Source organism: Achromobacter sp. NPDC058515 (genome assembly GCF_042721735.1).
In the GTDB taxonomy this organism is placed as follows: Bacteria; Pseudomonadota; Gammaproteobacteria; order Burkholderiales; family Burkholderiaceae_B; genus Achromobacter.
Map to the genome: position 1 here is coordinate 619,811 of NZ_JBHXNI010000001.1, position 22,753 is coordinate 642,563.

Consider the following 22,753-nt stretch of genomic DNA (forward strand, 5'->3'; position numbering starts at 1 on the left):
CCATGCGCGGACAAGAGTGAACCCGTCCTACTTTGCGCGGTCGCCCCGAGGCGGCCGCGCTCCCGGCATCAGTGGCGTTCCGACAGCGAGTCGGAGGCTGCGTCGTCCGCCGCGCCCTCCTTGGGCGTGACCATGCGGGCGCAGATCAGGCCGACCTCATAGAGCAGGCACAGCGGCACCGCCAGCATGAACTGGCTGACCACGTCGGGCGGCGTGACCACCGCGGCGATGATGAAGGCGCCCACCACCACGTACCCGCGCGCCGCCTTCAGCTTGGACAGCTCGACCACGCCCATCTTTACCAGCAGCACCACGGCCACGGGGACTTCGAAGGTGATGCCGAACGCCATGAACATCGTCATGACGAAGCTCAGGTAGGCCTCGATGTCCGGCGCCGGCGTGATGGACTGCGGCGCGAAGGTGGCGATGAAGTGGAATACCGTCCGGAACACGACGAAATAGCAGAACGCCATGCCCGCGATGAACAGGAAGGTGCTGGAGACGATCAGCGGCAGCGCCAGACGCTTTTCGTGCCGGTACAGGCCGGGCGCCACGAAGGCCCAGGCCTGGTACAGCACCACGGGCAGCGACACGATGAACGCGGCCATCATCGTGACCTTGACGGGCACCATGAACGGCGTGATCACGCCGGTGGCGATCATGCGCGTGCCTTCCGGCAGCGAGGCCAGCATGGGCGCCGCCAGCACGTCATAGATGGCGGAGGCGCCGGGATAGATGAACAGCACGACGAACACGGCCACCACGGCGCCGACGGCGCGCAGCAGGCGGGTGCGCAGCTCGACCAGATGGGAGATGAAGGTCTCCTGCTGGCCTTCTTCTTGGGATGCGTCCTGGGTCACGACGGTGTTCCAGAGGGCAAGACGGGCTTGGCGGCGGGCGCGGCGTCGTCAGCCTTGGGCGCGCTGGGCGCCGGGGCGGGTTGTTGGGGAGCGGCGGCCGGGCTGGGCGCAGGCGCGGCGGCGGGAGGCAAGTCCAGGTCCAGCGCGTGGTTCTGGCCGGGCGGGGCGATCGTGCGGGCGGGCTCGGCGGGCGAGTCCCCGACGATGACCGGGGCGGCCTTGCCGCTGGCTTCGCGGGCGACTTCGTCAAGTTCCGCGCGGAACTGCTGCACGGGCTCCTGGAGCGAGGCCTGGGTGTCGTTCAGCGACTGCTGCACGCCTTGGGCGGCGTCTTCCATTTCGGTCTTGAACTTGCGCAGTTCGTCGAGTTCGATTTCACGCTGGATATCGGACTTCACGTCATTGACGTAACGCTGCGCGCGCCCAAGCAGGTGGCCGACGGTGCGGGCTACCTTGGGCAGGCGTTCGGGGCCGATGACGATCAGGGCGACGACGCCGATCACCATCAGTTCAGTGAGGCTGACATCAAACATTCGACGGCCGCTCGGGAATTGAAGCAATGAGGGCCGGCCCTTTCAGGGGCTGGCCCGAGGGGGGCGAGCAGGGGCTCAGGAGTTGGTCTTTTCCTTGGCCTGCACGTCGATGGTCTCGCCGACGCGCTGTTGCGCGATCGGTTCGGAGGGCTTTTCGCTGTTGGCGTCCTTCATGCCTTCCTTGAAGCCCTTGACGGCTCCGCCGAGGTCGCCGCCGATGTTGCGCAGCTTCTTGGTGCCGAAAATCAGCGCGACGATGACCAGAACGACCAACCAGTGCCAAATGCTGAAACTACCCATGATGTTTCTCCGAATTACGCAGTGGGAGCCACGCGCCCTTTCCAGGGTCGCGAGCCGCCGATGATGTGGAAATGCAGATGCGGGACTTCCTGGCCGCCTTCGACGCCAGAATTGATCATGATGCGAAATCCGCCATCAGGGCCCGGACGGCAACCGTTCTCGGCGGCAAGCCGCGGCGCCAACGACATCATTCTACCCAACCAACCTGCGTCCTCGCCCGTAATATCCTGCATGGATATGACATGACGTCGAGGGATGAGCAGTAAATGCACCGGTGCGGCGGGATTAATGTCGTGGAATGCAACAAAATCCTCGTCTTCATAGACCTTCTTGGACGGGATGTCGCCATTGGCGATCTTGCAAAACAGGCAGTTATTGCTCATTTGTCTGGGATTCCGTGGTCAGTCTTGCGGGCGGCTCGCCTTTTCCGCCAAGCCCGACAGGCCTTCGCGGCGGGCCAGCTCGGCCAGTACGTCTTCGGGCCGCAGCTTGAAATGCGTCAGCGCGACCAGGCAGTGAAACCACAAATCGGCGGTTTCGCTGACGATGCGGTCCGGTTCGCCGTCCTTGGCGGCCATGACCAGTTCCGTGGCCTCTTCGCCGATCTTCTTCAGGAAGGAATCGGGGCCCTTGGCCAGCAGCTTGGCGGAATAGGACGCCTTGGGATCGCCGCCGTTTTCGGGGCGCCGGGTTTCCAGGGTGTCTGCGATGCGCGCCAGGATGTCGGCGGCGCTCAGGGCTTGATCGGTCATTTGTAGATGAGCTCGGGGTCTTTCAGCACCGGGTCGACGGTGACCCAGGAGGCCTGGTCCGTCTGGCCTTCCAGGCGGCGGAAGAAGCAGCTGGCGCGGCCGGTATGGCAGGCGATGCCGCCTTCCTGGTGGACCTTCAGCAGGATCACGTCGCCGTCGCAATCCAGGCGCAATTCGTGCACTTCCTGGACGTGGCCGGATTCCTCGCCCTTGCGCCACAGGCGCTGGCGCGAGCGCGACCAGTAGACCGCGCGCCCGGTGGCGGCGGTTTCGGCCAGGGATTCGCGGTTCATCCAGGCCACCATCATGATCTGGCCGTTCTCGGCGTCTTGGGCGATGGCGGGAATCAGGCCGTTTTCGTCGAAGACGACATCGGCCATCCAGGCGGGTTCAGTACTCATGTTCAGTCCAATCTTACGGCAATGCCTTGTTCGGCCATGAAGCGCTTGCATTCGCCAACGGTATGCTGACCGAAGTGGAAGATGCTGGCGGCCAGCACGGCGCTGGCGCGGCCGGTGGTGACGCCGTCTGCCAGATGCTGCAGGTTGCCCACGCCGCCGGAGGCGATGACCGGCACCGGCACGGCGTCGGACACCGTGCGGGTCAGTTCCAGGTCGAAACCGGACTTGGTGCCGTCGCGGTCCATGCTGGTGAGGAGGATTTCGCCCGCGCCGTAGGCGGCCATGCGGCGCGCCCAGGCCACGGCGTCCAGCCCGGTGGCCTTGCGGCCGCCATGGGTGAAGACTTCCCAGCGCGGCGGTTCGCCGGCCGCCGACACGCGGCGCGCGTCTATGGCCACCACCACGCATTGGGAGCCGTGGTAGTCCGAGGCGGCGCGAACCAGCTCCGGGTTGGCCACGGCGGCGCTGTTGATGCTGATCTTGTCGGCGCCGGCGTTGAGCAGGCGCTGGATGTCGGACACCTGGCGCACGCCGCCGCCCACCGTCAGGGGGATGAAGACCTGGGACGCCACCTGCTCGATGATGGGCAGGATCAGGTCGCGGCCGTCGCTGGTGGCGGTGATGTCCAGGAACGTGAGTTCGTCGGCGCCCTGCTCGTTGTAGCGGCGGGCGATCTCGACGGGGTCGCCCGCGTCGAGCAGGTTGACGAAGTTCACGCCCTTGACGACGCGGCCGGCCGTGACGTCAAGGCAGGAAATGATGCGGCGGGTCAGCGCGCTCTGTGCGGGCGCGCCGGCCCCGGGGGTGCTGCGGGAGGTGGTCATTTTGCCAATTCGTCGGCGCGGGCCTGCGCCGCCTGGAAGTCGAGCGTGCCTTCGTAGATGCTGCGGCCCAGGATGGCGCCTTCGACGCCCTCTTCCTCGACGGCGCACAGGGCTTCGATGTCCTGGATGCCGGCGATGCCGCCCGAGGCGTACACGGGGATGCGGACGTGCTGGGCGAGGCGGACCGTGGCTTCGACGTTGACGCCCGACAGCATGCCGTCGCGGCCGATGTCGGTGTAGATGATGGCCTCGCAGCCGTAGTCTTCGAACTTCTTGGCCAGGTCCAGCACGTCGTGGCGGGTCAGCTTGCTCCAGCCGTCGGTGGCGATCTTGCCGTCGCGGGCGTCCAGGCCGACGATGATCTGGCCGGGGAAGGCGCCGCAGGCGTCTTGCAGGAAGCCCGGGTTCTTGACCGCGGCGGTGCCGATGATGACGTAGGAGATGCCGGCGTCGAGATAGCGTTCGATGGTGTCGAGGTCGCGAATGCCGCCGCCGATCTGGACGGGGATGTCGTCGCCGACGGCTTCCAGGATCGCCTTGATGGGGGCTTCGTTCTTCGGTTTGCCGGCGACGGCGCCGTTCAGGTCGACCAGATGCAGGCGGCGGGCGCCCTGGTCCAGCCAACGGGTGGCCATGGCGGCGGGGTCTTCGGAGAACACCGTTGCATCGTCCAGGTCGCCCTGGCGCAGACGCACGCAGCGCCCGTCTTTGAGATCGATGGCGGGGATCAGCAGCATGGTGGGCAGCAAGAAAAATAGAGAGGTTGAATGGGCTGGCGCACGCAGGCTCTAGGCCTACGGCTGCCAGTCTACAAAATTGCGATACAGGCGCAAACCGTGCTCGGCGCTCTTCTCGGGGTGAAACTGCACCGCGAAAATGTTAGCTGCCGCCACCGCGCAGGTAAAGGCGACGCCATAATCGGTTTCACCAACAGTCAGGCCCGGATCAGCCGGATCGGCGTAGTAGCTATGGACGAAATAGAAGTGCGAGTCGTCCGGAATGCCGTCCCAGATTGGGTGAGAGCGCGTATGGCGGACTTTGTTCCATCCCATGTGCGGCACCTTGAGCCGCTCGGGGCGGGTGTCCGCCAGGCCCGCGGCGCCGGCGTCGGCCAGGCAGGCCTCGTCGTCGGCGGGGATCAGTTCCGCGAAGCGCGGGCCGGAAAAGCGGCGCACGACGCCGGGGAACAGGCCCAGGCAGGACGTGCCGCCCTCTTCGCTGGCGTCGAACAGCATCTGCTCGCCCACGCACACGCCCAGCAGGGGCTTCTCGCGGGCGGCGCGCACGACGGCTTCGCGCAGGCCGGATTCATTCAGGGTGCGCATGCAGTCCGCCATGGCGCCCTGTCCCGGAAACACCACGCGGTCTGCCGCGGCGATGTCTTGAGGCTGGTTGCAGATGCGGATATCCGCATCGGGGGCGGCGAACTTCAGGGCGCGCGCCACGGAGTGGAAATTGCCCATTCCGTAGTCGACGATGGCGATAGTGGTCACTTCTTTCTGCCTGGTGCGGTGCGGTGGTGATCGCGAGCGTTACAGTACGCCCTTGGTGGAGGGCACGACGTCGCCCATGCGGGGGTCGACTTCCATGGCCATGCGCAGGGCGCGGCCACAGGCCTTGAAGACCGTTTCCGCCTGATGGTGAGCGTTAAAGCCGCGCAGGTTGTCGATGTGCAGCGTGATGAGCGCATGGTTGACCAGGCCCTGGAAGAATTCGCGGGTCAGGTCCACGTCGAAACTGCCGATGTGGGAGCGCGTGAAGGGGATGTGGTATTCCAGGCCGGGGCGGCCCGAGAAGTCCACCACCACGCGCGACAGCGCTTCGTCCAGCGGCACGTAGGCGTGGCCGTAGCGGCGCAGGCCGGCCTTGGTGCCGACCGCCTTGGCGATGGCCATGCCCAGCGTGATGCCCACGTCTTCCACCGTGTGATGCGCATCGATGTGCAGGTCGCCCTCGGCCTTGATGTCGAGGTCGATCAGGCCGTGGCGCGCGATCTGGTCCAGCATGTGGTCCAGGAAGGGCACGCCCGTGTCGATCGTCTGCTTGCCGGTGCCGTCGATGTTGATGGCCACGCGGATGCGGGTTTCGTTGGTGTTGCGGGTGATCTCTGCGGTACGCATGTCAGGACTCAATTGGCACTCAGGATGTCTTGCAGTGCCGATAGCAAAGCGGCGTTCTCGGCCGGGGCGCCCACCGAAATGCGCAGGCAGTCGGCCAGGAGCGGATGGGCGTTGGAGAAGTTACGAACCAATATTTTGCGCGTTTTCAAGGCAAGATGCACGGCGTTGCCATCCAGCTTGCCGGAAAAGCGGGCGAGTACGAAGTTGGCGGCGGAAGGGAATACCCTGACGCCGGGCAACTCGGCCAGGGCCGCGGCGAGCGGCGCGCGGTCGGCGCGCATCCGCGCGGCCTGCTCGTCCAGCACGGGCTTGTGGCGCAGCACGGCCAGCAGCGTCGCCTGGGTCAGCACGTTCAGGTTGTAGGGCGGACGGACCTTGTTCAACTGGGCGATCCAGTCGGGATGGCCGGCCAGGTAGCCGAAACGCAGGCCGGCCAGGCCGATCTTGGACACCGTGCGCATGACGACCACATTGGGCGCATCGAGCACGCGCGGCATCCAGGTGTAGTCGGCAAACGGCTGGTAGGCCTCGTCCAGCACCACCAGCCCCGGGGCCGCGCGGACGATTGCGTCCACGTCCTCGACGGACCACAGCCCGCCGGTGGGATTGTTCGGCGCGGCCAGGAACACCAGCTTGGGCTGGTGCTCCCGGATGGCCGCCAGCATGGCCGGCAGGTCCAGCGCCAGGTCTTCGGTGAGCGGCACGCCCACGAAGCGGGCGTGGTCGAAGCGGGCCGCCATGTCGAAGTAGACGAACGAGGGCCAGGGCGACAGCACGGCGTCGCCGGGCTCGCAGCAGGCCTGCACCATGATGTGGATGAGCTCGTCCGAGCCGTTGCCGAACAGCACGCCGGCGCCGGCCGGGATGCCGAAAGCCGCCTTGACGGCGGCCTGCAGCGCCGACAGGTCGGCGGCGGGGTAGCGGTTCAGCGCCGTATCGCGGACGGCGCGGGCGATGTCGTCCCGAACCGCCTCGGGCAGTTCGTAGGGGCATTCCATGGCGTCCAGCTTGATGCAGCCTTCGGCATGGGCGACGGGATAGGCGGCCAGTTCGCGGATGTCGGCCCGGACGGTGCCGGCGATGCGGCCGGCGACGCTTGCCGCCGGGGCCGCGCTCATGGCTTGTCGACCCGGTACTGGGCGCTGGCGGCGTGCGCCTGCAGGCCCTCGCCCAGCGCCAGTTCGGCGGCGATGCGGCCCAGCGTCTGGGCGCCCGCGTGCGAGACCTGGATCAGGCTGGAACGCTTCTGGAAGTCATAGACGCCCAGCGGCGACGAGAAGCGGGCCGTGCGCGAGGTGGGCAGCACGTGGTTCGGGCCGGCGCAGTAGTCGCCCAGGGCCTCGGAACTGAAGCGGCCCATGAAGATGGCGCCGGCGTGGCGGATCCGGGCGGTCCAGATCTCGGGCTGTTCCGTGGAGATCTCCAGGTGTTCCGGCGCGATGTCGTTGGCGATCTGGCAGGCCTCTTCCAGGCTCTGGACCTGGATCAGCGCGCCGCGGTTGGCCAGGCTGACGCGCAGGATGTCGGCGCGCGGCATCGTGGGCAGCAGGCGGGCGATGGATGCCTCCACCTCGTCGATGAAAGCCGCATCCGGACAGAGCAGGATGGATTGCGCGAGTTCGTCGTGCTCCGCCTGCGAGAACAGATCCATGGCGATCCAGTCGGCCGGCGTCTTGCCGTCGCAGATGACCAGGATTTCGCTGGGGCCGGCGATCATGTCGATGCCGACCACGCCGAACACGCGGCGCTTGGCGGCGGCGACGTAGGCGTTGCCCGGGCCGACGATCTTGTCCACGGCGGGCACGGTGTCCGTGCCGTAGGCCAGCGCGCCCACGGCCTGCGCGCCGCCGATGGCGAACACGCGGTCCACGCCGCCGATGGCGGCGGCGGCCAGCACGATGGGGTTGCGCACGCCGTCGGGCGTGGGCGTGACCATGACCAGTTCCTGCACGCCCGCGACCTTGGCCGGGATGGCGTTCATCAGCACCGACGACGGATAGGCGGCCTTGCCGCCGGGCACGTAGAGGCCCACGCGGTCCAGCGGGGTGACCTGCTGGCCCAGCATGGTGCCGTCGGCCTCGGTGTAGGTCCAGGTCTCGGCGCGCTGGCGCTCGTGGTAGCCGCGCACGCGGTCGGCGGCGGCTTCCAGCGCGTTGCGCTGGGCGGCGGGCAGCGTGGCAAGCGCCGCGTGCCAGTCCGCCTTGGGGATCTCCAGCGTATGGGCCGATGCGCCGGGCATGCGGTCGAAACGCTGCGTGTATTCCACCAGCGCGGCATCGCCGCGGGCGCGTACGTCGGCCAGGATGCCGGCCGCGGCGCGGTCGATGGATTCGTCTTCGGCGGCCTCGAAGGCCAGCAGCTTGGACAGGGCGGATTTGAATCCGGGATCGCGGGAGTCGAGACGATTGATCAGGGCCATGGCGTCATGGAGCAAAGCGGGTAGCGGCCGCCGCGACGGGCGCGGCGGGCGGGGGTCAGGCGTTGCGGGAGGCGGCTCTTTCGAAGGCGTCCAGCAGGGGTTGCAGGCGGTCGCCGCGGGTCTTCAGCGCGGCCTGGTTGACGATCAGGCGCGACGAGATCGGCATGACGTCTTCCACCGCGACCAGATCGTTGGCGCGCAGCGTGCCGCCGGTGGACACCAGGTCTACGATGCAATCGGCCAGGCCGACCAGCGGCGCAAGCTCCATCGAACCATACAGCTTGATGATGTCGACGTACACACCCTTGGCCGCAAAGTGTTCACGGGCTGACTGCACGTACTTGGTGGCCACGCGCAGGCGCGCGCCCTGGTGGACCGCGGCGTCGTAGTCGAAGCCCTTGCGCACGGCCACGGCCAGGCGGCACTTGGCGATGTTCAGGTCGATGGGCTGGTACAGGCCGCCGGGCTGCTCCTTGGCGTGCTCGATCAGCACGTCCTTGCCCGCGATGCCGAGGTCGGCCGCGCCGTATTGCACATAGGTGGGCACGTCGGAAGCGCGCACGATGATCAGGCGCAGGCCCGGATCGCTGGTCGGCAGGATGAGCTTGCGCGAGCTTTCCGGGTTTTCCGGCACTTCGATGCCGGCTTCAGCCAGCAGCGGCATGGTTTCTTCAAAAATGCGGCCCTTGGACAGCGCCAGGGTCAGGGGCGTGACGGAGGCGTCGCTCATGCCTGTTCCTTGCCGGTAACACGTTGGATATTCGCGCCGAGGGCGCGCAGTTTCACTTCCATCCGGTCGTAGCCGCGATCCAGGTGATAGATGCGGTCGACCAGCGTTTCGCCGTTGGCCGCCAGGCCGGCGATGACCAGGCTGGCCGAGGCGCGCAGATCGGTGGCCATGACGGTGGCGCCAGACAGACGCGGCACGCCGCGCACGATGGCGGTGTGGCCGTCGATGTCGATCTGGGCGCCCATGCGGCGCAGTTCCTGCACGTGCATGTAGCGGTTTTCGAAAATGGTCTCGACGATGACGGACGAGCCGTCGGCCACGGCGTTCAGCGCCATGAGCTGGGCCTGCATGTCGGTGGCGAAGCCCGGGTACTCGTGGGTGCGGAAACCCACGGCCTTGGGGCGGCCGGACATGGCGCCGCGGATCCAGCCGGGGCCGGTCTCGATGGTCAGGCCGGCTTCGGCCAGCTTGTCCAGGGTGGCGCCCAGGATGCCGGCGTCGGCGTTCTTCAGCAGGATGTCGCCGCCCGCCGCGCCCACGGCGCACAGGAAGGTGCCGGCTTCGATGCGGTCGGAGATGACGCGGTGTTCCGCGCCATGCAGGCGGTCCACGCCGTCGATGACGATGCGGCCGGTGCCGTGGCCCTGGATGCGGGCGCCCATCTTGATGAGCAGTTCGGCCAGGTCCACCACTTCGGGCTCGCGCGCGGCGTTCTCCAGCACGGTCTGCCCCTCGGCCAGCACGGCGGCCATCAGCAGGTTCTCGGTGCCGGTGACGGTGATCATGTCGGTGCGGATGGAGGCGCCCTTCAGGCGCTTGGCGCGCGCCACCACGAAGCCGTGTTCGATGCTGATCTCGGCGCCCAGCGCGGCCAGGCCTTTGATGTGCTGGTCCACCGGCCGCTGGCCGATGGTGCAGCCGCCCGGCAGGCTGACGCGGGCCTCGCCGAAGCGCGCGACCAGCGGACCGAGCACCAGGATCGAGGCGCGCATCGTCTTGACCAGGTCATACGGCGCTTCCAGGTTGTCGACCTTGTCCGCCCGCAGTGTGACCAGTCCGTCGTCGCCGCGTTCGGCGCGCATGCCCATGCGGCCCAGCAGGCGCAGCATCGTGCCCGTGTCGTTCAGGTGGGGCACGTTGGAAAGGCTCAGCGTGTCGGCCGTCAGCAGGCCGGCGCACAGGATCGGCAGGGCCGAGTTCTTGGCCCCGGAAATCGAAATCTCGCCGTGCAGCGGGACGCCGCCGGTAATGCGCAGCTTGTCCATCACTCGCCTGCCTGCTGGTATTCGGCGGGGGTCAGCGTGCGCATGGAAAGCGCGTGGATCTCGGCCTTCATGCGGTCGCCCAGCGCGGCGTAGACCAGCTGATGGCGTTGGATCAGGCGCTTGCCTTCGAAGGCGGTGCTGACGATGACGGCGTCAAAGTGCGAACCGTCGCCCTGCACGTCGAGATGTTCGCAGGGCAGGCTGTCCGCGATGTATTGGCGGACTTGCGCGGGAGTGGGGAGCATGGACGTCAGTTCCTGAGTTTGTAGCCGCTGGCCAGGAGCCGCAGCGCATAAGTCGATAGCGCAAGGAATACCCCCGTCACCACTGCCAGGCTGTGCCAGGGGGAGACGTCCGACACCGAGAAGAATCCGTAGCGGAATCCGTCGATGGTGTAGAAGATGGGGTTCCAGTGGGACACGCTTTGCCAGAACGGCGGCAGCGTATGGATGGAATAGAACACGCCGGACAGGAAGGTCGCGGGCATGATCAGGAAGTTCTGGAAGGCCGCGAGCTGGTCGAATTTTTCGGACCAGAGGCCGGCGATCAGGCCCAGCACGCCCATGATGCCGCAGGCCAGCACGGCGAAGACCAGCAGCCACAGCGGGCTGGCGGGCGCCAGCGGCACGAAGAACAGCGCCACCACCCATACGCACAGGCCCACCGCCAGGCCGCGCACGATCGCCGCCAGCACGTACGCGCCGAAGATGTCGCGGTGCGACAGCGGCGGCAGCAGCATGAAGACGAGGTTGCCCGTGATGCGGCTCTGGATGAGCGAGGACGAGGGGTTGGCGAAGGCGTTCTGCAGCATGCTCATCATCATGAGCCCGGGGATCAGGAACGACGTGTAGGGCACGCTGCCGTACACCGTGACGCGCCCTTCCAGGACATGCGCAAAGACCAGCAGGTACAGCAGCGCCGTGATGACGGGGGCGGCGATGGTCTGGAAGCTGACCTTCCAGAAGCGCAGCAGCTCCTTGCGCAGCAGGGTCGGAAAGCCCGAGCCCGCGTCCAGGCGGGGCTGCACCAGCGGCTGGCTGGCGGTCGCGATGGGCTGGGTCATGACGAGATCTCTTCGGGTTGCAGCGACGGCGCGGCGGGTTCGTCGTCCTGGTGCATGATGCGGACGAACGCGTCTTCGAGGTCCACGCCGCCCACGCGGGCCAGCAAGGCCTGGGTGGTGTCCAGCGCCACGATGCGCCCGCCCTTGAGCATGGCGATGCGGCCGCACAGCGCCTCGGCTTCTTCCAGGTAATGGGTGGTGAGCATGATGGTGTGGCCGGCCTTGTTCAGGCGCGAGATGAACTCCCACAGCGTGCGGCGCAGGTCCACGTCCACGCCCGCGGTGGGTTCGTCCAGCACGATCACGGGCGGGCGGTGCACCAGCGCCTGCGCCACCAGCACGCGGCGCTTCATGCCGCCGGAGAGCGCCCGCATATTGGCGTTGGCCTTGTCGGCCAGGCCCAGGTTGAACAGGATCTCGTCGATCCAGTCGTCGTTCTTGCGCAGGCCGAAATAGCCCGACTGGATGCGCAGGGTCTCGCGCACCGTGAAGAACGGGTCGTAGACCAGTTCCTGCGGCACCACGCCCAAGGCGCGCCGGGCCGACTTGTAGTCGGCCACGACGTCGTATCCACAGACGGTGGCGCGGCCAGAGGTGGCATGCGCCAGGCCTGCAAGAATCGAGATCAGCGTGGTCTTGCCCGCGCCGTTCGGCCCGAGCAGGCCGAAGAACTCGCCGTGCTCGATGTTCAGGCTGACATTGTCCAGCGCCTGGAAGCCGGGGCGGGGCGCGCGCCCGAGCAGCTTCTGCCAGCCGCGCTGGCGCGGCGAGTAGATCTTGGAGACGTTTTCTAGACTGACGGCGGACATGACGGCGGGAGGTGGCCCGAAAAGAGCGAATTGATCATTATATAAGCGCGCTGCGGCGGCCAGCGCCTATGGCCCCAGGCGCCGTGGGGGCGGCGCCATGGTGCGTCCCCAAAATAATCAGCCCGGCGGACCCCGAAGGGCGCGCCGGGCCAATGCAGCCTGGAGCAGGGATCTACTTGTTGCGCTGGTTCAGCGCCTGGATCAGGCCGTCGATGCCGTTCTGGTTGATCTGCTGCGCGAACTGGTTGCGGTAGTTCTCGATCAGCCAGATGCCTTCGACGTTCATGTCGTAGATCTTCCAGCCCTGGGGCGTCTTTTCCAGGCGGTAGTCCACGCCCGTGGGCTGGCCGTTGGCCTGGCTGATCAGCGTGCGCACGACGACGTCGTCGGCGTTGGCGTCGCCGCGAAACGGCAGCGCGCTGACCTTGGTGCTGGCCGTGACGCGGGTCAAGGCGCCGCTGTAGGTGCGCACCAGGGTGCCGCGGAAGGCTTCGGCCAGGGCCGTCTTCTGCGCGTCGCTGGCCTGGCGCCAATAGCGGCCGGCGGCCAGGCGCGTGGTCTTCTGGAAATTTACGTAAGGCAGGATGTGCTGGTTGACGACTTCGTTGATGCGGACCGTATTGCCGGCCTTGACTGAGCCGTCGGCCTTCAGGACATCGAGGGCTTCGTTGGCCGTGGCAAGCACGAACTGGTCCGGGGGACCGTTGGGGTCCGGCTTGGCCTGCGCGGCCGTGGCGGCGGCCAGGCCCAGCAGGCCGGCGAACGCCAGCCGCTGCAACAGGGAAACAATGGAAAATCGCATCAAAACTCCTTCAGTGCCGAAAGCGCAAGCCCACAGCTTACTTCGTGGCGGGTTGCGGCGCCGGGGCGGCCGCGGGGGCATCGTCCTCGTCGTCTTCGTAGTTGGGCAGCGACGACTCGTCGTCCACGCGGTGGCCCAGCACCATGGCGGTGCGGCGCTGCAGGAAGGCGTCGCGCACGAAGCTGTAGGGATCCAGGGCGACGCGGTCGATCATGTCGGTGGTGTCGAGCAGATTGGCGCGCGTATCCACGATGCGCAGGCCCCACAGCGAGTTGCGCAGGCGGACGTTGTCGATCGCGTCCACGCCCATGTAGCCGTAGGTCGTGCCGTAGAAGTCGCCCGCCAGGCCGACGCCGTCGCGCACGCTGGATGCGCCGAAGAACGGCAGCACCAGGTACGGGCCCTGGCTGAAGCCCCACACGCCCAGCGTCGTGCCGAAGTCGTTCGGGATCTTGCGCGCGCCGTTGGCCGAAGCGACGTCGAAGCAGCCGCCCACGCCCATGGTGGTGTTGAACAGGAAGCGGCCCAGCGTGTTGACGAAGTCGTGGCCGCGGCCTTGCAGGAAGCTGTTGGTGCCGGACCAGAGGTCGCTGACGTTGCTGAAGATGTTGTGGACGCAGCTGCGCACAGGCTGCGGCGTGACGAAGGTATAGGCCTGCGCCACCGGCTTGAACACCGCGCGGTCGACCACGTCGTTGAACTGGTAGACGCCCCGGTTGAAGCCTTCCCAGGGGTCGCGCGGGTCCGGGTTCTGCGGTGCGGCGCAGCCGGCCATCAACGCGCCCGCCGCTGCGACGGTGGCGATACGGGAAAGCGCTTTGTTGTTCATGATCAGGGTATCCCTATCAGCAATTCTTATGATGTTGCGGCCGTGAGGCGCAGCCTTGTTACGGCGTCTTTCGCTGTGTCTTTAATCCGGCGTCTTCCCGGCGGGTTCCGCCGCGGTGCTCGTGCCTTGCTTTTCCGCCGACCCATACAGGAACTGGCTGATCAGCTGTTCAAGCACGACAGCGCTTTGTGTATAGCGGATTTTTCCGCCGTCGGTAAAGTTGTCTTCTTCGCTGCCCGCGGTCAGCCCCAGGTACTGCTCGCCGAGCAGGCCCGAGGTCAGGATGGATGCCGACGAGTCCTTGGGGAACTGATAGGCCGTCTCCAGGTTGACCGAAACGATGGCCTGGTAGGTCTTGTCGTCGAACGAGATGCCCGCCACCCGGCCGACCACGACGCCGGCGCTCTTGACCGGCGCGCGTACCTTGAGGCCGCCTACGTTATCGAAGTTGGCCGTCACCGTATAGGTCGGGGCGAATGAAAAGGTGCTCAAGTTGCCGGCGCGCAACGCCAGGAATGCCAGCGCGACCGCGCCGAGCAATACAAACAGGCCTACCCAGAAGTCGGTTTTTTCGCGTGACATGATCGATCCGTATCAATTTCCAAACATCAAGGCGGTGAGCAGGAAGTCCAGCCCAAGAACCGCCAGGGAGCCCACGACCACGGTGCGCGTGGTGGCGCGGGCAACGCCTTCGGGAGTGGGCTTGGCCTGCCAGCCTTCGTAGAGCGCGACCAGCGTCACCGTGACGCCGAACACCAGGCTCTTGATGACGCCGTTGGCCACGTCTTTCCAGACGTCGACGCCGTTTTGCATCTGCGACCAGAAGGCGCCGGCGTCCACGCCGATCAGGAGCACGCCCACGACCCAGCCGCCCAGGATGCCCACCATGGAGAACACCGCGGCCAGGACGGGCATGGCGATGATGCCGCCCCACAGACGCGGCACGAGCACGCGGCGTATCGGGTCCACGGCCATGACTTCCATGGCGGAGAGTTGTTCGCCGGCCTTCATCAGGCCGATTTCGGCCGTGAGCGAGGTGCCGGCGCGGCCGGCGAACAGCAGCGCCGTGACCACGGGCCCGAGTTCGCGCACCAGCGACAAGGCCACGAGCAGGCCCAGGGCCTCTTCGGAGCCGTAGCGGTTCAGCGTGTAATAGCCTTGCAGGCCCAGCACGAAGCCCACGAACATGCCGGACACGGCGATGATCAGCAGAGAATAGTTGCCGATGAAATGGACCTGCTGCGACACCAGCCGCGGCCGCGACAGCGCGATGCCGCTGCGCGCCAGCAGGGCGCCGAAGAACCGGGTGAAGTAGCCGATGCCGGCGACGCGGGTGCGCACCCAGGTGCCCAGGGCGGCGACGGCGTTATGGGATCCGCTCATGCTTTGCGCCCTTTCTGTTGCGACAGCCACTTCTGGAAAGCGGGCGTTTCGGGGTACTGGAACGCGACCGGGCCGTCGGGCTCGCCCTTGAGGAATTGCTGCACATAGGGATCTTGCGAGGCCGACAGCGTTTCGGGCGTGCCGGCGGCGGCAAGCTTGCCCTGTCCCACCAGGTAGACCTGGTCGGCGATCGCGAAGGATTCGTGCACGTCGTGCGTGATCAGCACCGACGCGCAGTGCAGGCGGTCGGCCAGGCTGCGGATCAGGCGGGCGGTGATGCCCAGCGAGATCGGGTCCAGCCCGGCGAAGGGTTCGTCGTACAGGATGAGTTCCGGCTCCAGCACCACGGCGCGGGCCAGCGCCACGCGGCGGGCCATGCCCCCCGAGATCTCGGCCACCCTCAGGTGCGCCGCGGCGCGCAGGCCCACGGCGTCAAGCTTGTCCAGCACGCGCTCGGTGATTTCCGCGTCGTCGAGCCGGGTGTGCTCGCGCAGCGGGAAGGCCACGTTCTCGAATACGTTCAGGTCGGTAAAGAGCGCGCCCTGCTGGAACAGCACGCCCATGCGCTTGCGCAGGGATTGCTTGTCGGCGCGCGCGATGCGCCCCATGTCCTGGCCGAAAGCCAGCACGCGGCCGTGCTGGGCGGTGATCTGGCCCGTGGCCGCGCGAAGCAGCGTGGTCTTGCCGGAACCCGAGCCGCCCATGACGGCGACCACCTGGCCCGCGCGCACGTCCATGGAAATGTCGCGCAAGACGGTGAAGTCACCGTAGCCTAGCGCCACACCTTCCAGGCGCAGGGCGAATTCCGGGGTGCTGCTTGTTTGAGCGGGCATGGGCAACGAAAGGGGGTTTCGGCGGTGGAGCTTGCCCTGCTGTCCAGTCGACACGCGGGACAAAGAACCTGGCCGGCGCGGGCAAGACAGGCTGCGTCGGGAAGCGCCCTGTTACTCAGATGCCGGGGGCGAGGGCGGACCTCGGCTCCCAGCGGCGAGGCGCCATTGTAGCCCGACGCTTTGCAATGACAATGCGACTAGTCATGCATGGAACAGTGTTTTCGGCACCAGGGACAATCCCGCTGCCCCGGGCCAGTGCGGCGCCGGGGAGCGGGTTGCCGGCAGGTGGACGCTAGCGGCGGGCCTGGGCTATCGCGGTTTCGCGAACCAGCCGCTGGATCAGGGCGGCCGTGGTCTCCCGCCGGGCCAGCGGGGCGCCCTGGCCGGCCCAGAGCGACATCACGTTGATGTTGCCGGCCTTGCCGCCCGCCGTGCGCATGGGGCGCGTCAGGGCGTTCTGCAGGGGGTACGGCAGGATGTCGGCCGCGATGGCGTCGGCCTCGCGCATGAAGGCGTTGACGATGCCGCGGGCCGGCCGTCCGGAGAATGCCCGGGTGACCCGGGACTGTTCGGCGCGGGAGGCCGGCAGCACGGCCTTGTAGGCGTCGCTGATGCCGGATTCCTCGGTGGTCAGGAAAACCGTCCCCATTTGCGCCACGTCTGCCCCGAGGGCCAGCGCCGCGGCGATGCCGCGGCCGTCCATGATGCCGCCGGAGGCGATGACCGGGACTGAGACCGCGTCGGCCACCTGCGGCACCAGGGCCATGGTGCCTATCAGGGACGCATCGAACGCTTCCAGGAAGGTGCCGCGGTGGCCGCCGGCCTCGGCGCCCTGCGCCACGACGGCGTCCACCCCATCCTGCTCCAGCGCGACCGCCTCGCGGACGGTGGTGGCCGTGCCCACGGTCAGGATGCCCAGTTCGCGGCAGCGCGCCAGGACGGCGGCCGGCACCTGGCCGAAGGTGAAGCTGAAGACGGCCGGGCGCGCGCGCAGCACGGCTTCGATCTGCCCCGGCAGCGGGTCGGCCTGCGGACCGGGCGCCGCGGGCGCGGGCAGGCCCAGCTGCTGGTGGTAGCGGGCCATCAGGGCCAGCATCCGGCCGGCATCGCCCTGCATGGGCTCGTCCGGCACGGTCGCGAAAAGATTGATGGCGAAGGGGCGCGGCGTGCGCGCGCGGATGGCGTCCGCGGCGGCCTCGATCTGCTCGGGGCTCATGTAGGCCGCCCCGAGCGATCCCAGGACGCCCGCCTTTGACGCCTCGGACACCAACTCCACCGTGGTGGCGCCGCCGGCCATGGGCGCCTGGATGATCGGGTGGTCCAGCTTGAGAAGGTCAGTCAGACGGGAAGCCATGGGAATACTCCTGGAGGGTTATTGAAGCTGGATGTTTCCAGCCTTGATGACGTGAGCCCACTTTTCGGTTTCGCTCTTGATGAAGGCCGCGAATTCCTCGGGCGTGCCGCCGCCCGCCTGGCTGCCGGTATCGGCAATGGCCTTCTGCACATCCGGTTCCTTCAGGATGCGGTTGAACTCGGCGTTGAGCTTGGCGATGATGGGCGCGGGGGTGCCGGCGGGGGCGACGATGCCCTGCCAGTTGTACGACTCGAAGCCCGGCAGGCCCGATTCGGCCATGGTGGGCACGTTGGGCAGCACGGCCAGGCGCTGGGCGGACGTGACGGCGATGGGGTGGATCTTGGCGCCCTGGATGGCCGGCAATGCGGAATAGCCCATTTCGAACATCATCGAGATATGGCCGCCCATCAGGTCGGTGGCAGCCAGGCTGCCGCCCTTGTAGGGGACGTGGACGATGTCGATCTTGGCCTGTTCGCGGAACATCTCGCCGGACAGGTGGTGCGCGCCGCCCACGCCGGACGAGCCGAAGGACAGCTTGCCGGGCTGCTTCTTGGCCAGCGCGATCAGGTCGGCCAGCGTTTTTACCGGCAGCTCATTGTTCACGCTCAGGACCAGCGGGCTGTTCTCGATCAGGATAACGGGCGCCAGGTCCTTTTGCGGGTTGTAGGGCATGTCCTTCATCAACGACGGGTTGACCGCCATCGGGGCCAGGTTGCCGGTGCCGATCGTGTAGCCGTCGGGGGCCGCCTTGGCGATCAGGCTGGTGCCCACCACGCCGCCCGCGCCCGCCTTGTTCTCGACGACGATGGGTTGGCCCAGCGATTCGCCCAGCTTGCGCGCCAGAAGGCGCACGCGCGTGTCGGCAAAGCCGCCCGGCGCGTAGGGCACGATCATGGTGATGGGCTTGGCGGGCCAGTCGGCGGTCTGGGCCTGGGCAGCGCCGCCGAAGGCGGCAACGGCCGCCAGGGCGGCGATCAGGGGGCGCAACGGTTTCATGCTGGAGACTCCTCTTCCTGCTTTCTGATTTCTAATGTGAACAGCCCTTGGGGCCGATCGCATTATGCCCAGCGCCTTCGCGATCTGTCGTGACTTTTCCCAATGCCCAGGCGGACAGCGCCAGCAGCGCCGCGCTGGCCGCCAGCACCTGCGGCAGGCCGGCGCCCCAGCGCGCCGCCCACGATGCCAGCAGCGGCCCCAGGATCTGGCCGGCCGCGAATGCCGAGGTCATAACCGCGGCCGCCCGCGGGGCCGCCGCGCCCGCCAGGCGCCGGGCGGTCAGGATGCCCGCCTGGGTGATCACCATGAAGGTGCCGCCCACCAGCAGCGCGGCAAGAATCACGGCGGCGATGTGGTGCCACAGCGCCACGGTCAGCATGCCGACGGCCATCAGGGCCTGGGCGCCGCGCCAGACCTGCCTGTCGTCGCGCCCGCGCGCCAGCCTGGGAACCAGCAGGCAGGACAGCGCCGCGGCCAGCCCGAACAGCGGCCAGGCCCAGCCGAAGATCGCCGGGTCCGGAAAGATCTCCTTGGCCATCGCGGGCAGGAAGGTCGCGGGAACGATGTAGCCGACGCCGAAGATGCCGTAATGCAGCGCCAGCAGGGAAATGCCTCGCGGCAGGCGCGCCGGGGGCGCGGCGGCGGCGGACTTGCGGGCCGGCGGGGCCTGCCGGCTGAGCCCGGGCCAGGCCAGCGCGGACAGCGCCAGCGCCAGGCCGCCCAGCGCGGCCCACGTCAGGTTCGCGCTGGCGCCCCAGCCCATCAGCGCCAGGCAGGCCAGGCCCGTCAGCGCGATGCCCGCGCCCACGCCGGCAAAGGTTACGGCCGAAGCGGACGCTTCGCGCGGATCGCCGACGGGCACGGGGCGCCAGGCCGCCACGCAGATGAAGGCGCTGGCGCTTGCATAGCCCGCCGCCAGCCGCAGTGCGCTCCAGCCGGCCACGCTGTCCAGCAGCGGCATGGCCAGGGTCAGCGCCGCCACGGCGGCAAGGCTCGCCGCCAGCGTGCCGCGCAGGCGGCGCACCGGCCAGATGATCGCGGCCAGCGCGCCCAGCAGATAGCCGGCGTAGTTCGCCGAGGCCATCCAGCCGCCCTGGGCCAGCGACAGGCCCGCCTCCTGCGCCATTAGCGGCCACACGGGCGTGAACGCGAAGCGGCCGATCCCCATGGCAGCCGCCAGCGCGAACGCGGCCGGCCAGGCCAGGCGGACCGCGCCGGGCGCCGTTTGAGGGAGGGGGTAAGCAGGTGTTGACATGGCCCCACTCTACGGCTGTACTAATATCTTGAATAGTGAATTATTAAGAACGTGAGTTCCTGAAATGAGAAACTTGGATCTCGATGCCCTGCAGATATTCAAGACCGTGGCCGACCAGGGCGGCGTGGCGCGCGCGGCCGCGCACCTGAACCGGGTGCAGTCCAACGTGTCGACCCGCTTGAAGCAACTGGAGGCCTCGCTGGGCACTCCGCTCTTCCGGCGCCAGAACCGCCGGCTGGTGCTGTCGGACCGGGGGCGTGTGCTGCTGTCGTATGCGGACCGCCTGCTGCGCCTGTCCGACGAGGCGCAGGCCGCGGTTCGCGAGGGCGCCCTGCAGGGCGTGCTGCGCATCGGCACCATGGAAAGCACGGCGGCGGCGCGCCTGCCGCCCATCCTGGCGGCCTATCACGCGGCCTGGCCGCAAGTGCGCATCGAACTGGTCACCGGCACGTCGGGCGCCCTGGCCGCCATGGTGCGCAACTACGAGATCGAGGCCGCGTTCGTGGCGCAGCCGTTTCCCGCCGAAGGGCTGGCGGCTATGGACGCGTTCAAGGAAGAACTGGCGCTGATCTCGCCCATGGCCTGGGATCCGATTCGAAGCGCGAAGGAGCTGGGCGAGCGCACCGTCATCGCGTTCGCGGCGGGGTGCTCATACCGGCGCATCCTGGAATCGTGGCTGAACCAGGAAGGCGTCGCGCCGGCGAAGGTGATGGAGTTTGCGTCCTATCACGCCATCGTGGCATGCGTGGCCGCCGGGTCTGGCGTGGCCATCGTGCCGCGCTCGGTGCTGGCGGTGCTGGGGGCGGAGCAGTCGGTGCGCGTCGGCGCCCTGTCCGGCCCTCATGGCCGGGCCCTGACCCAGCTGGTCTGGCGCGCCGACGACGATACGCCGGCGCTGCAGGCCTTGCGGGGCAAGCTGCAAGGTTAGAAGCGGTAGCCGATGCCCACCGTCGCCACCCACGGGTCGATCCGCGCCGTGCCGACGCGCTCGCCGTCCAGCTTTACCTTGGACTTGATATCGATGTAGCGGATGTCGGCGTTCATGAACCAGCGTTCACTGATCTTGATGTCCGCGCCCAGCTGCGCCGCGACGCCCCAGGAATCGCTCAGCTTCAGGTCCGAACCCTTCAGCGCGCCTTCGGCCTTGGTGTCGAAGAAGTGGGTGTAGTTGATGCCCACGCCGATGTACGGCTGGATCATGCTGTCGGGCAGGATGTGCCATTGCAGGCTCAGCGTGGGGGGCAATTGCTTGCTGGAGCCGATCTTGCCCAGGCCGCTGCCGCTGACGTCGTGCTGGAACGGCCAGGCGCCCAGCAGTTCGATACCGATGTTGCGCGTGGCCATGTAGGCCAGCGTGAAGCTGGGACGCACGTTGTTGTTCACGTCCAGCTTGACGGCGCCGTCAAGCACCGAGCCGTTGTTGGACGAGGGGCGGACTTGCGTCACGCCGACCCGGAACAGCACGTCGCCCGCTTCGTGGGCATGAGCGGGAGCGGCGAATGCGCCGGCGGCGACCAGGCCGGCGATGGCGGTGGCGCGGATGCGCCCGTTCAGCGAAAACATTTTCTTCTCCGATCTTTCCATGGGGTGAGCGGACAGGTTCTCAGACCTGCCGCAGTGCCCGGTTGACGTGTGTCAAATCGTGAAAAGACCGCAATCCAAAAGTGGTTATCCCGCAACAGGCGGGGCGACCCCAAAGGAAAACGCCGCCGGCGCGCGTGCGCTCGGCGGCGTGGCTTGCCTGGCTGTTATCAGCGCGGCAGTTCGCTGCTGCCCATCAGGTAGGCGTCCACCGAGCGCGCGCATTGGCGGCCTTCGCGGATGGCCCAGACCACCAGGGACTGGCCGCGGCGCATGTCGCCGGCGGTGAAGACCTTTTCCACGCTGGTGCGGTAGTCGTCGGTGTTGGCGCGCACGTTGCCGCGGGCGTCGCGGTCGACGCCGAAGGCGTCAAGCACGGTCTGCACCGGCGATACGAAGCCCATGGCCAGGAGCACCAGGTCCGCCTTGATCTCGAACTCCGAGCCTTCGACTTCGCGCATCTTCATCTGGCCGGTGGCGTCGTCCTTGAACCATTCGACGCGCGCGCCGATCAGCTTTTCGACCTTGCCGTTGCTGCCCTTGAGCAGCTTGGTGGTCACGGACCAATCGCGGTCGCAGCCCTCTTCGTGCGACGACGAGGTGCGCATCTTCAGCGGCCAGTACGGCCACGTCATGGTCTTGTTCTCGGACTCGGGCGGCTGGGGCATCAGTTCGAACTGCGTGACCGAGGCCGCGCCGTGGCGGTTGCTGGTGCCCACGCAGTCGGAACCCGTGTCGCCGCCGCCGATCACCACCACATGCTTGCCCTTGGCCAGCGTCTGGTCGGTAAGGCGGTCGCCGGCGACCGCCTTGTTCTGCTGGCGCAGGAAGTCCATGGCGTAATACACGCCCGAGAGCTCGCGGCCCGGCACCGGCAGGTCGCGCGGCGTTTCCGAACCGCCGCTCATGACCACGGCGTCGAATTCGGCCAATAGCGATTGCGGCGTGCGCACCGTCAGGCCGTCGGCCACGGGGTCCTTCGGGCTGCCGATGTAGGTCGACGGCGCGAATTCCACGCCTTCGGCTTCCATCTGCGAGATGCGGCGGTCGATCTGGTGCTTTTCCAGCTTGAAGTCGGGGATGCCGTAGCGCAGCAGGCCGCCGATGCGATCGCTCTTTTCAAACAGGGTCACGGAGTGGCCCGCGCGCGCCAGCTGCTGCGCGCACGCCATGCCGGCGGGGCCGGAACCCACCACCGCAACCTTCTTGCCCGTCTTGCGCGCCGGCACTTGCGGCGCGACCCAGCCTTCGGCCCAGCCCTTGTCGATGATCGCGTGCTCGATGGACTTGATGCCCACGGCGTCGCTGTTGATGTTCAAGGTACAGGCGGCTTCACACGGCGCCGGGCAGATGCGGCCCGTGAACTCCGGGAAGTTGTTGGTGGAATGCAGGACTTCCAGCGCGCGGCGCCAGTCCTGCTTGTACACCAGGTCATTCCAGTCGGGGATGATGTTGTTGACCGGGCAGCCGTTGTTGCAGAACGGGATGCCGCAATCCATGCAGCGCGCCGCCTGCTGCTTGGCCTGGTCGTCGGTCAGGTGCAGCACGAATTCGCGCCAGTTCTTCAGCCGCTTCTGCGGGGCCTCGGAGGCCTCCTGCAGACGCTGAAATTCCATAAAGCCGGTAACTTTTCCCATGGTATTC

The 22,753-nt window shown here is 67.6% G+C and carries 28 protein-coding genes; 1 reads left to right on the plus strand and 27 read right to left on the minus strand.

Features of this window, described 5'->3' with window-relative positions:
* Window positions 1-68 precede the first annotated feature (68 nt).
* The 25 genes from tatC to ACFWP0_RS03065 all read right to left on the minus strand — a co-directional run bounded on the left by tatC (window position 69) and on the right by ACFWP0_RS03065 (window position 19,528).
* Window positions 69-860 carry a twin-arginine translocase subunit TatC gene (gene tatC, locus ACFWP0_RS02945; protein WP_377839538.1) on the minus strand — a complete coding sequence of 264 codons (792 nt, stop codon included), beginning with the start codon at window positions 858-860 and terminating at the stop codon, window positions 69-71.
* On the minus strand, window positions 857-1,393 hold the full coding sequence (tatB, locus tag ACFWP0_RS02950) for a Sec-independent protein translocase protein TatB (protein ID WP_377839540.1): 537 nt from the start codon (window positions 1,391-1,393) through the stop codon (window positions 857-859). The genes tatC and tatB overlap by 4 nt, the downstream gene beginning before the upstream one ends.
* Window positions 1,394-1,468: 75 nt before the next feature.
* Entirely contained in the window at window positions 1,469-1,693 is a 225-nt protein-coding gene (gene tatA, locus ACFWP0_RS02955; protein ID WP_377839541.1) for a Sec-independent protein translocase subunit TatA, read from the minus strand.
* Window positions 1,694-1,707: 14 nt separating this feature from the next.
* Window positions 1,708-2,076, minus strand: a complete 369-nt coding sequence (locus ACFWP0_RS02960) for a histidine triad nucleotide-binding protein (protein ID WP_377839542.1) — start codon at window positions 2,074-2,076, stop codon at window positions 1,708-1,710.
* A gap of 18 nt (window positions 2,077-2,094) precedes the next feature.
* Window positions 2,095-2,445, minus strand: a complete 351-nt coding sequence (locus tag ACFWP0_RS02965; RefSeq protein WP_377839543.1) for a phosphoribosyl-ATP diphosphatase — start codon at window positions 2,443-2,445, stop codon at window positions 2,095-2,097.
* On the minus strand, window positions 2,442-2,846 hold the full coding sequence (gene hisI / locus ACFWP0_RS02970) for a phosphoribosyl-AMP cyclohydrolase (protein WP_377839545.1): 405 nt from the start codon (window positions 2,844-2,846) through the stop codon (window positions 2,442-2,444). The genes ACFWP0_RS02965 and hisI overlap by 4 nt, the downstream gene beginning before the upstream one ends.
* A 2-nt stretch (window positions 2,847-2,848) precedes the next feature.
* Window positions 2,849-3,670, minus strand: a complete 822-nt coding sequence (gene hisF / locus ACFWP0_RS02975) for an imidazole glycerol phosphate synthase subunit HisF (protein WP_377839546.1) — start codon at window positions 3,668-3,670, stop codon at window positions 2,849-2,851.
* Window positions 3,667-4,407, minus strand: coding sequence for a 1-(5-phosphoribosyl)-5-[(5-phosphoribosylamino)methylideneamino]imidazole-4-carboxamide isomerase (gene hisA / locus ACFWP0_RS02980; RefSeq protein ID WP_046805342.1), 741 nt, complete (start codon window positions 4,405-4,407; stop codon window positions 3,667-3,669). The genes hisF and hisA overlap by 4 nt, the downstream gene beginning before the upstream one ends.
* A 57-nt stretch (window positions 4,408-4,464) precedes the next feature.
* Entirely contained in the window at window positions 4,465-5,163 is a 699-nt protein-coding gene (gene hisH, locus ACFWP0_RS02985) for an imidazole glycerol phosphate synthase subunit HisH (protein WP_377839547.1), read from the minus strand.
* 39 nt (window positions 5,164-5,202) lie between these two features.
* On the minus strand, window positions 5,203-5,790 hold the full coding sequence (gene hisB, locus ACFWP0_RS02990) for an imidazoleglycerol-phosphate dehydratase HisB (protein WP_171666336.1): 588 nt from the start codon (window positions 5,788-5,790) through the stop codon (window positions 5,203-5,205).
* Window positions 5,791-5,798: 8 nt separating this feature from the next.
* On the minus strand, window positions 5,799-6,908 hold the full coding sequence (gene hisC / locus ACFWP0_RS02995; protein ID WP_377839548.1) for a histidinol-phosphate transaminase: 1,110 nt from the start codon (window positions 6,906-6,908) through the stop codon (window positions 5,799-5,801).
* On the minus strand, window positions 6,905-8,209 hold the full coding sequence (hisD, locus tag ACFWP0_RS03000; protein WP_377839550.1) for a histidinol dehydrogenase: 1,305 nt from the start codon (window positions 8,207-8,209) through the stop codon (window positions 6,905-6,907). The genes hisC and hisD overlap by 4 nt, the downstream gene beginning before the upstream one ends.
* Before the next feature lie 55 nt (window positions 8,210-8,264).
* The gene (gene hisG, locus ACFWP0_RS03005) at window positions 8,265-8,939 is read right to left on the minus strand and encodes an ATP phosphoribosyltransferase (protein ID WP_377839552.1); all 675 of its coding nucleotides are present in this window, start codon (window positions 8,937-8,939) and stop codon (window positions 8,265-8,267) included.
* On the minus strand, window positions 8,936-10,204 hold the full coding sequence (gene murA, locus ACFWP0_RS03010; RefSeq protein WP_377839644.1) for a UDP-N-acetylglucosamine 1-carboxyvinyltransferase: 1,269 nt from the start codon (window positions 10,202-10,204) through the stop codon (window positions 8,936-8,938). The genes hisG and murA overlap by 4 nt, the downstream gene beginning before the upstream one ends.
* Entirely contained in the window at window positions 10,204-10,449 is a 246-nt protein-coding gene (locus ACFWP0_RS03015; protein WP_377839554.1) for a BolA family protein, read from the minus strand. Before ACFWP0_RS03015 ends, murA begins: the two co-directional genes overlap by 1 nt.
* 5 nt (window positions 10,450-10,454) lie before the next feature.
* Window positions 10,455-11,267 carry an ABC transporter permease gene (locus ACFWP0_RS03020; RefSeq protein WP_377839555.1) on the minus strand — a complete coding sequence of 271 codons (813 nt, stop codon included), beginning with the start codon at window positions 11,265-11,267 and terminating at the stop codon, window positions 10,455-10,457.
* Window positions 11,264-12,076, minus strand: coding sequence for an ABC transporter ATP-binding protein (locus ACFWP0_RS03025; protein WP_377839556.1), 813 nt, complete (start codon window positions 12,074-12,076; stop codon window positions 11,264-11,266). The genes ACFWP0_RS03020 and ACFWP0_RS03025 overlap by 4 nt, the downstream gene beginning before the upstream one ends.
* Before the next feature lie 172 nt (window positions 12,077-12,248).
* The gene (locus ACFWP0_RS03030; protein WP_377839558.1) at window positions 12,249-12,878 is read right to left on the minus strand and encodes a phospholipid-binding protein MlaC; all 630 of its coding nucleotides are present in this window, start codon (window positions 12,876-12,878) and stop codon (window positions 12,249-12,251) included.
* A 37-nt stretch (window positions 12,879-12,915) separates the two neighbouring features.
* Window positions 12,916-13,707, minus strand: a complete 792-nt coding sequence (locus tag ACFWP0_RS03035) for a VacJ family lipoprotein (RefSeq protein WP_377839559.1) — start codon at window positions 13,705-13,707, stop codon at window positions 12,916-12,918.
* Between the two features lie 81 nt (window positions 13,708-13,788).
* Window positions 13,789-14,289 carry an outer membrane lipid asymmetry maintenance protein MlaD gene (gene mlaD, locus ACFWP0_RS03040; protein ID WP_377839560.1) on the minus strand — a complete coding sequence of 167 codons (501 nt, stop codon included), beginning with the start codon at window positions 14,287-14,289 and terminating at the stop codon, window positions 13,789-13,791.
* A gap of 12 nt (window positions 14,290-14,301) precedes the next feature.
* On the minus strand, window positions 14,302-15,090 hold the full coding sequence (gene mlaE, locus ACFWP0_RS03045; RefSeq protein WP_377839562.1) for a lipid asymmetry maintenance ABC transporter permease subunit MlaE: 789 nt from the start codon (window positions 15,088-15,090) through the stop codon (window positions 14,302-14,304).
* Window positions 15,087-15,923, minus strand: a complete 837-nt coding sequence (locus tag ACFWP0_RS03050) for an ABC transporter ATP-binding protein (RefSeq protein ID WP_377839563.1) — start codon at window positions 15,921-15,923, stop codon at window positions 15,087-15,089. Before ACFWP0_RS03050 ends, mlaE begins: the two co-directional genes overlap by 4 nt.
* 292 nt (window positions 15,924-16,215) lie before the next feature.
* Complete coding sequence (locus ACFWP0_RS03055; RefSeq protein ID WP_377839564.1) at window positions 16,216-17,277, minus strand: NAD(P)H-dependent flavin oxidoreductase; 1,062 nt, start codon at window positions 17,275-17,277, stop codon at window positions 16,216-16,218.
* A gap of 18 nt (window positions 17,278-17,295) precedes the next feature.
* Window positions 17,296-18,273 carry a Bug family tripartite tricarboxylate transporter substrate binding protein gene (locus ACFWP0_RS03060; protein WP_377839566.1) on the minus strand — a complete coding sequence of 326 codons (978 nt, stop codon included), beginning with the start codon at window positions 18,271-18,273 and terminating at the stop codon, window positions 17,296-17,298.
* Window positions 18,274-18,304: 31 nt separating this feature from the next.
* Entirely contained in the window at window positions 18,305-19,528 is a 1,224-nt protein-coding gene (locus ACFWP0_RS03065) for a YbfB/YjiJ family MFS transporter (protein ID WP_377839567.1), read from the minus strand.
* Between the two features lie 64 nt (window positions 19,529-19,592).
* Here ACFWP0_RS03065 and ACFWP0_RS03070 point away from each other — a divergent pair, with 64 nt between their 5' ends.
* Window positions 19,593-20,456 (plus strand): LysR substrate-binding domain-containing protein, encoded by an 864-nt coding sequence (locus tag ACFWP0_RS03070; RefSeq protein ID WP_377839568.1) that lies wholly within the window; start codon window positions 19,593-19,595, stop codon window positions 20,454-20,456.
* Here the strand turns inward: ACFWP0_RS03070 and ACFWP0_RS03075 are convergent.
* Both ACFWP0_RS03075 and ACFWP0_RS03080 read right to left on the minus strand, forming a co-directional pair.
* The gene (locus tag ACFWP0_RS03075; protein ID WP_377839569.1) at window positions 20,453-21,091 is read right to left on the minus strand and encodes an OmpW family protein; all 639 of its coding nucleotides are present in this window, start codon (window positions 21,089-21,091) and stop codon (window positions 20,453-20,455) included. The genes ACFWP0_RS03070 and ACFWP0_RS03075 overlap by 4 nt on opposite strands.
* A 188-nt stretch (window positions 21,092-21,279) precedes the next feature.
* The gene (locus tag ACFWP0_RS03080; protein ID WP_377839571.1) at window positions 21,280-22,746 is read right to left on the minus strand and encodes a glutamate synthase subunit beta; all 1,467 of its coding nucleotides are present in this window, start codon (window positions 22,744-22,746) and stop codon (window positions 21,280-21,282) included.
* Window positions 22,747-22,753 lie beyond the last annotated feature (7 nt).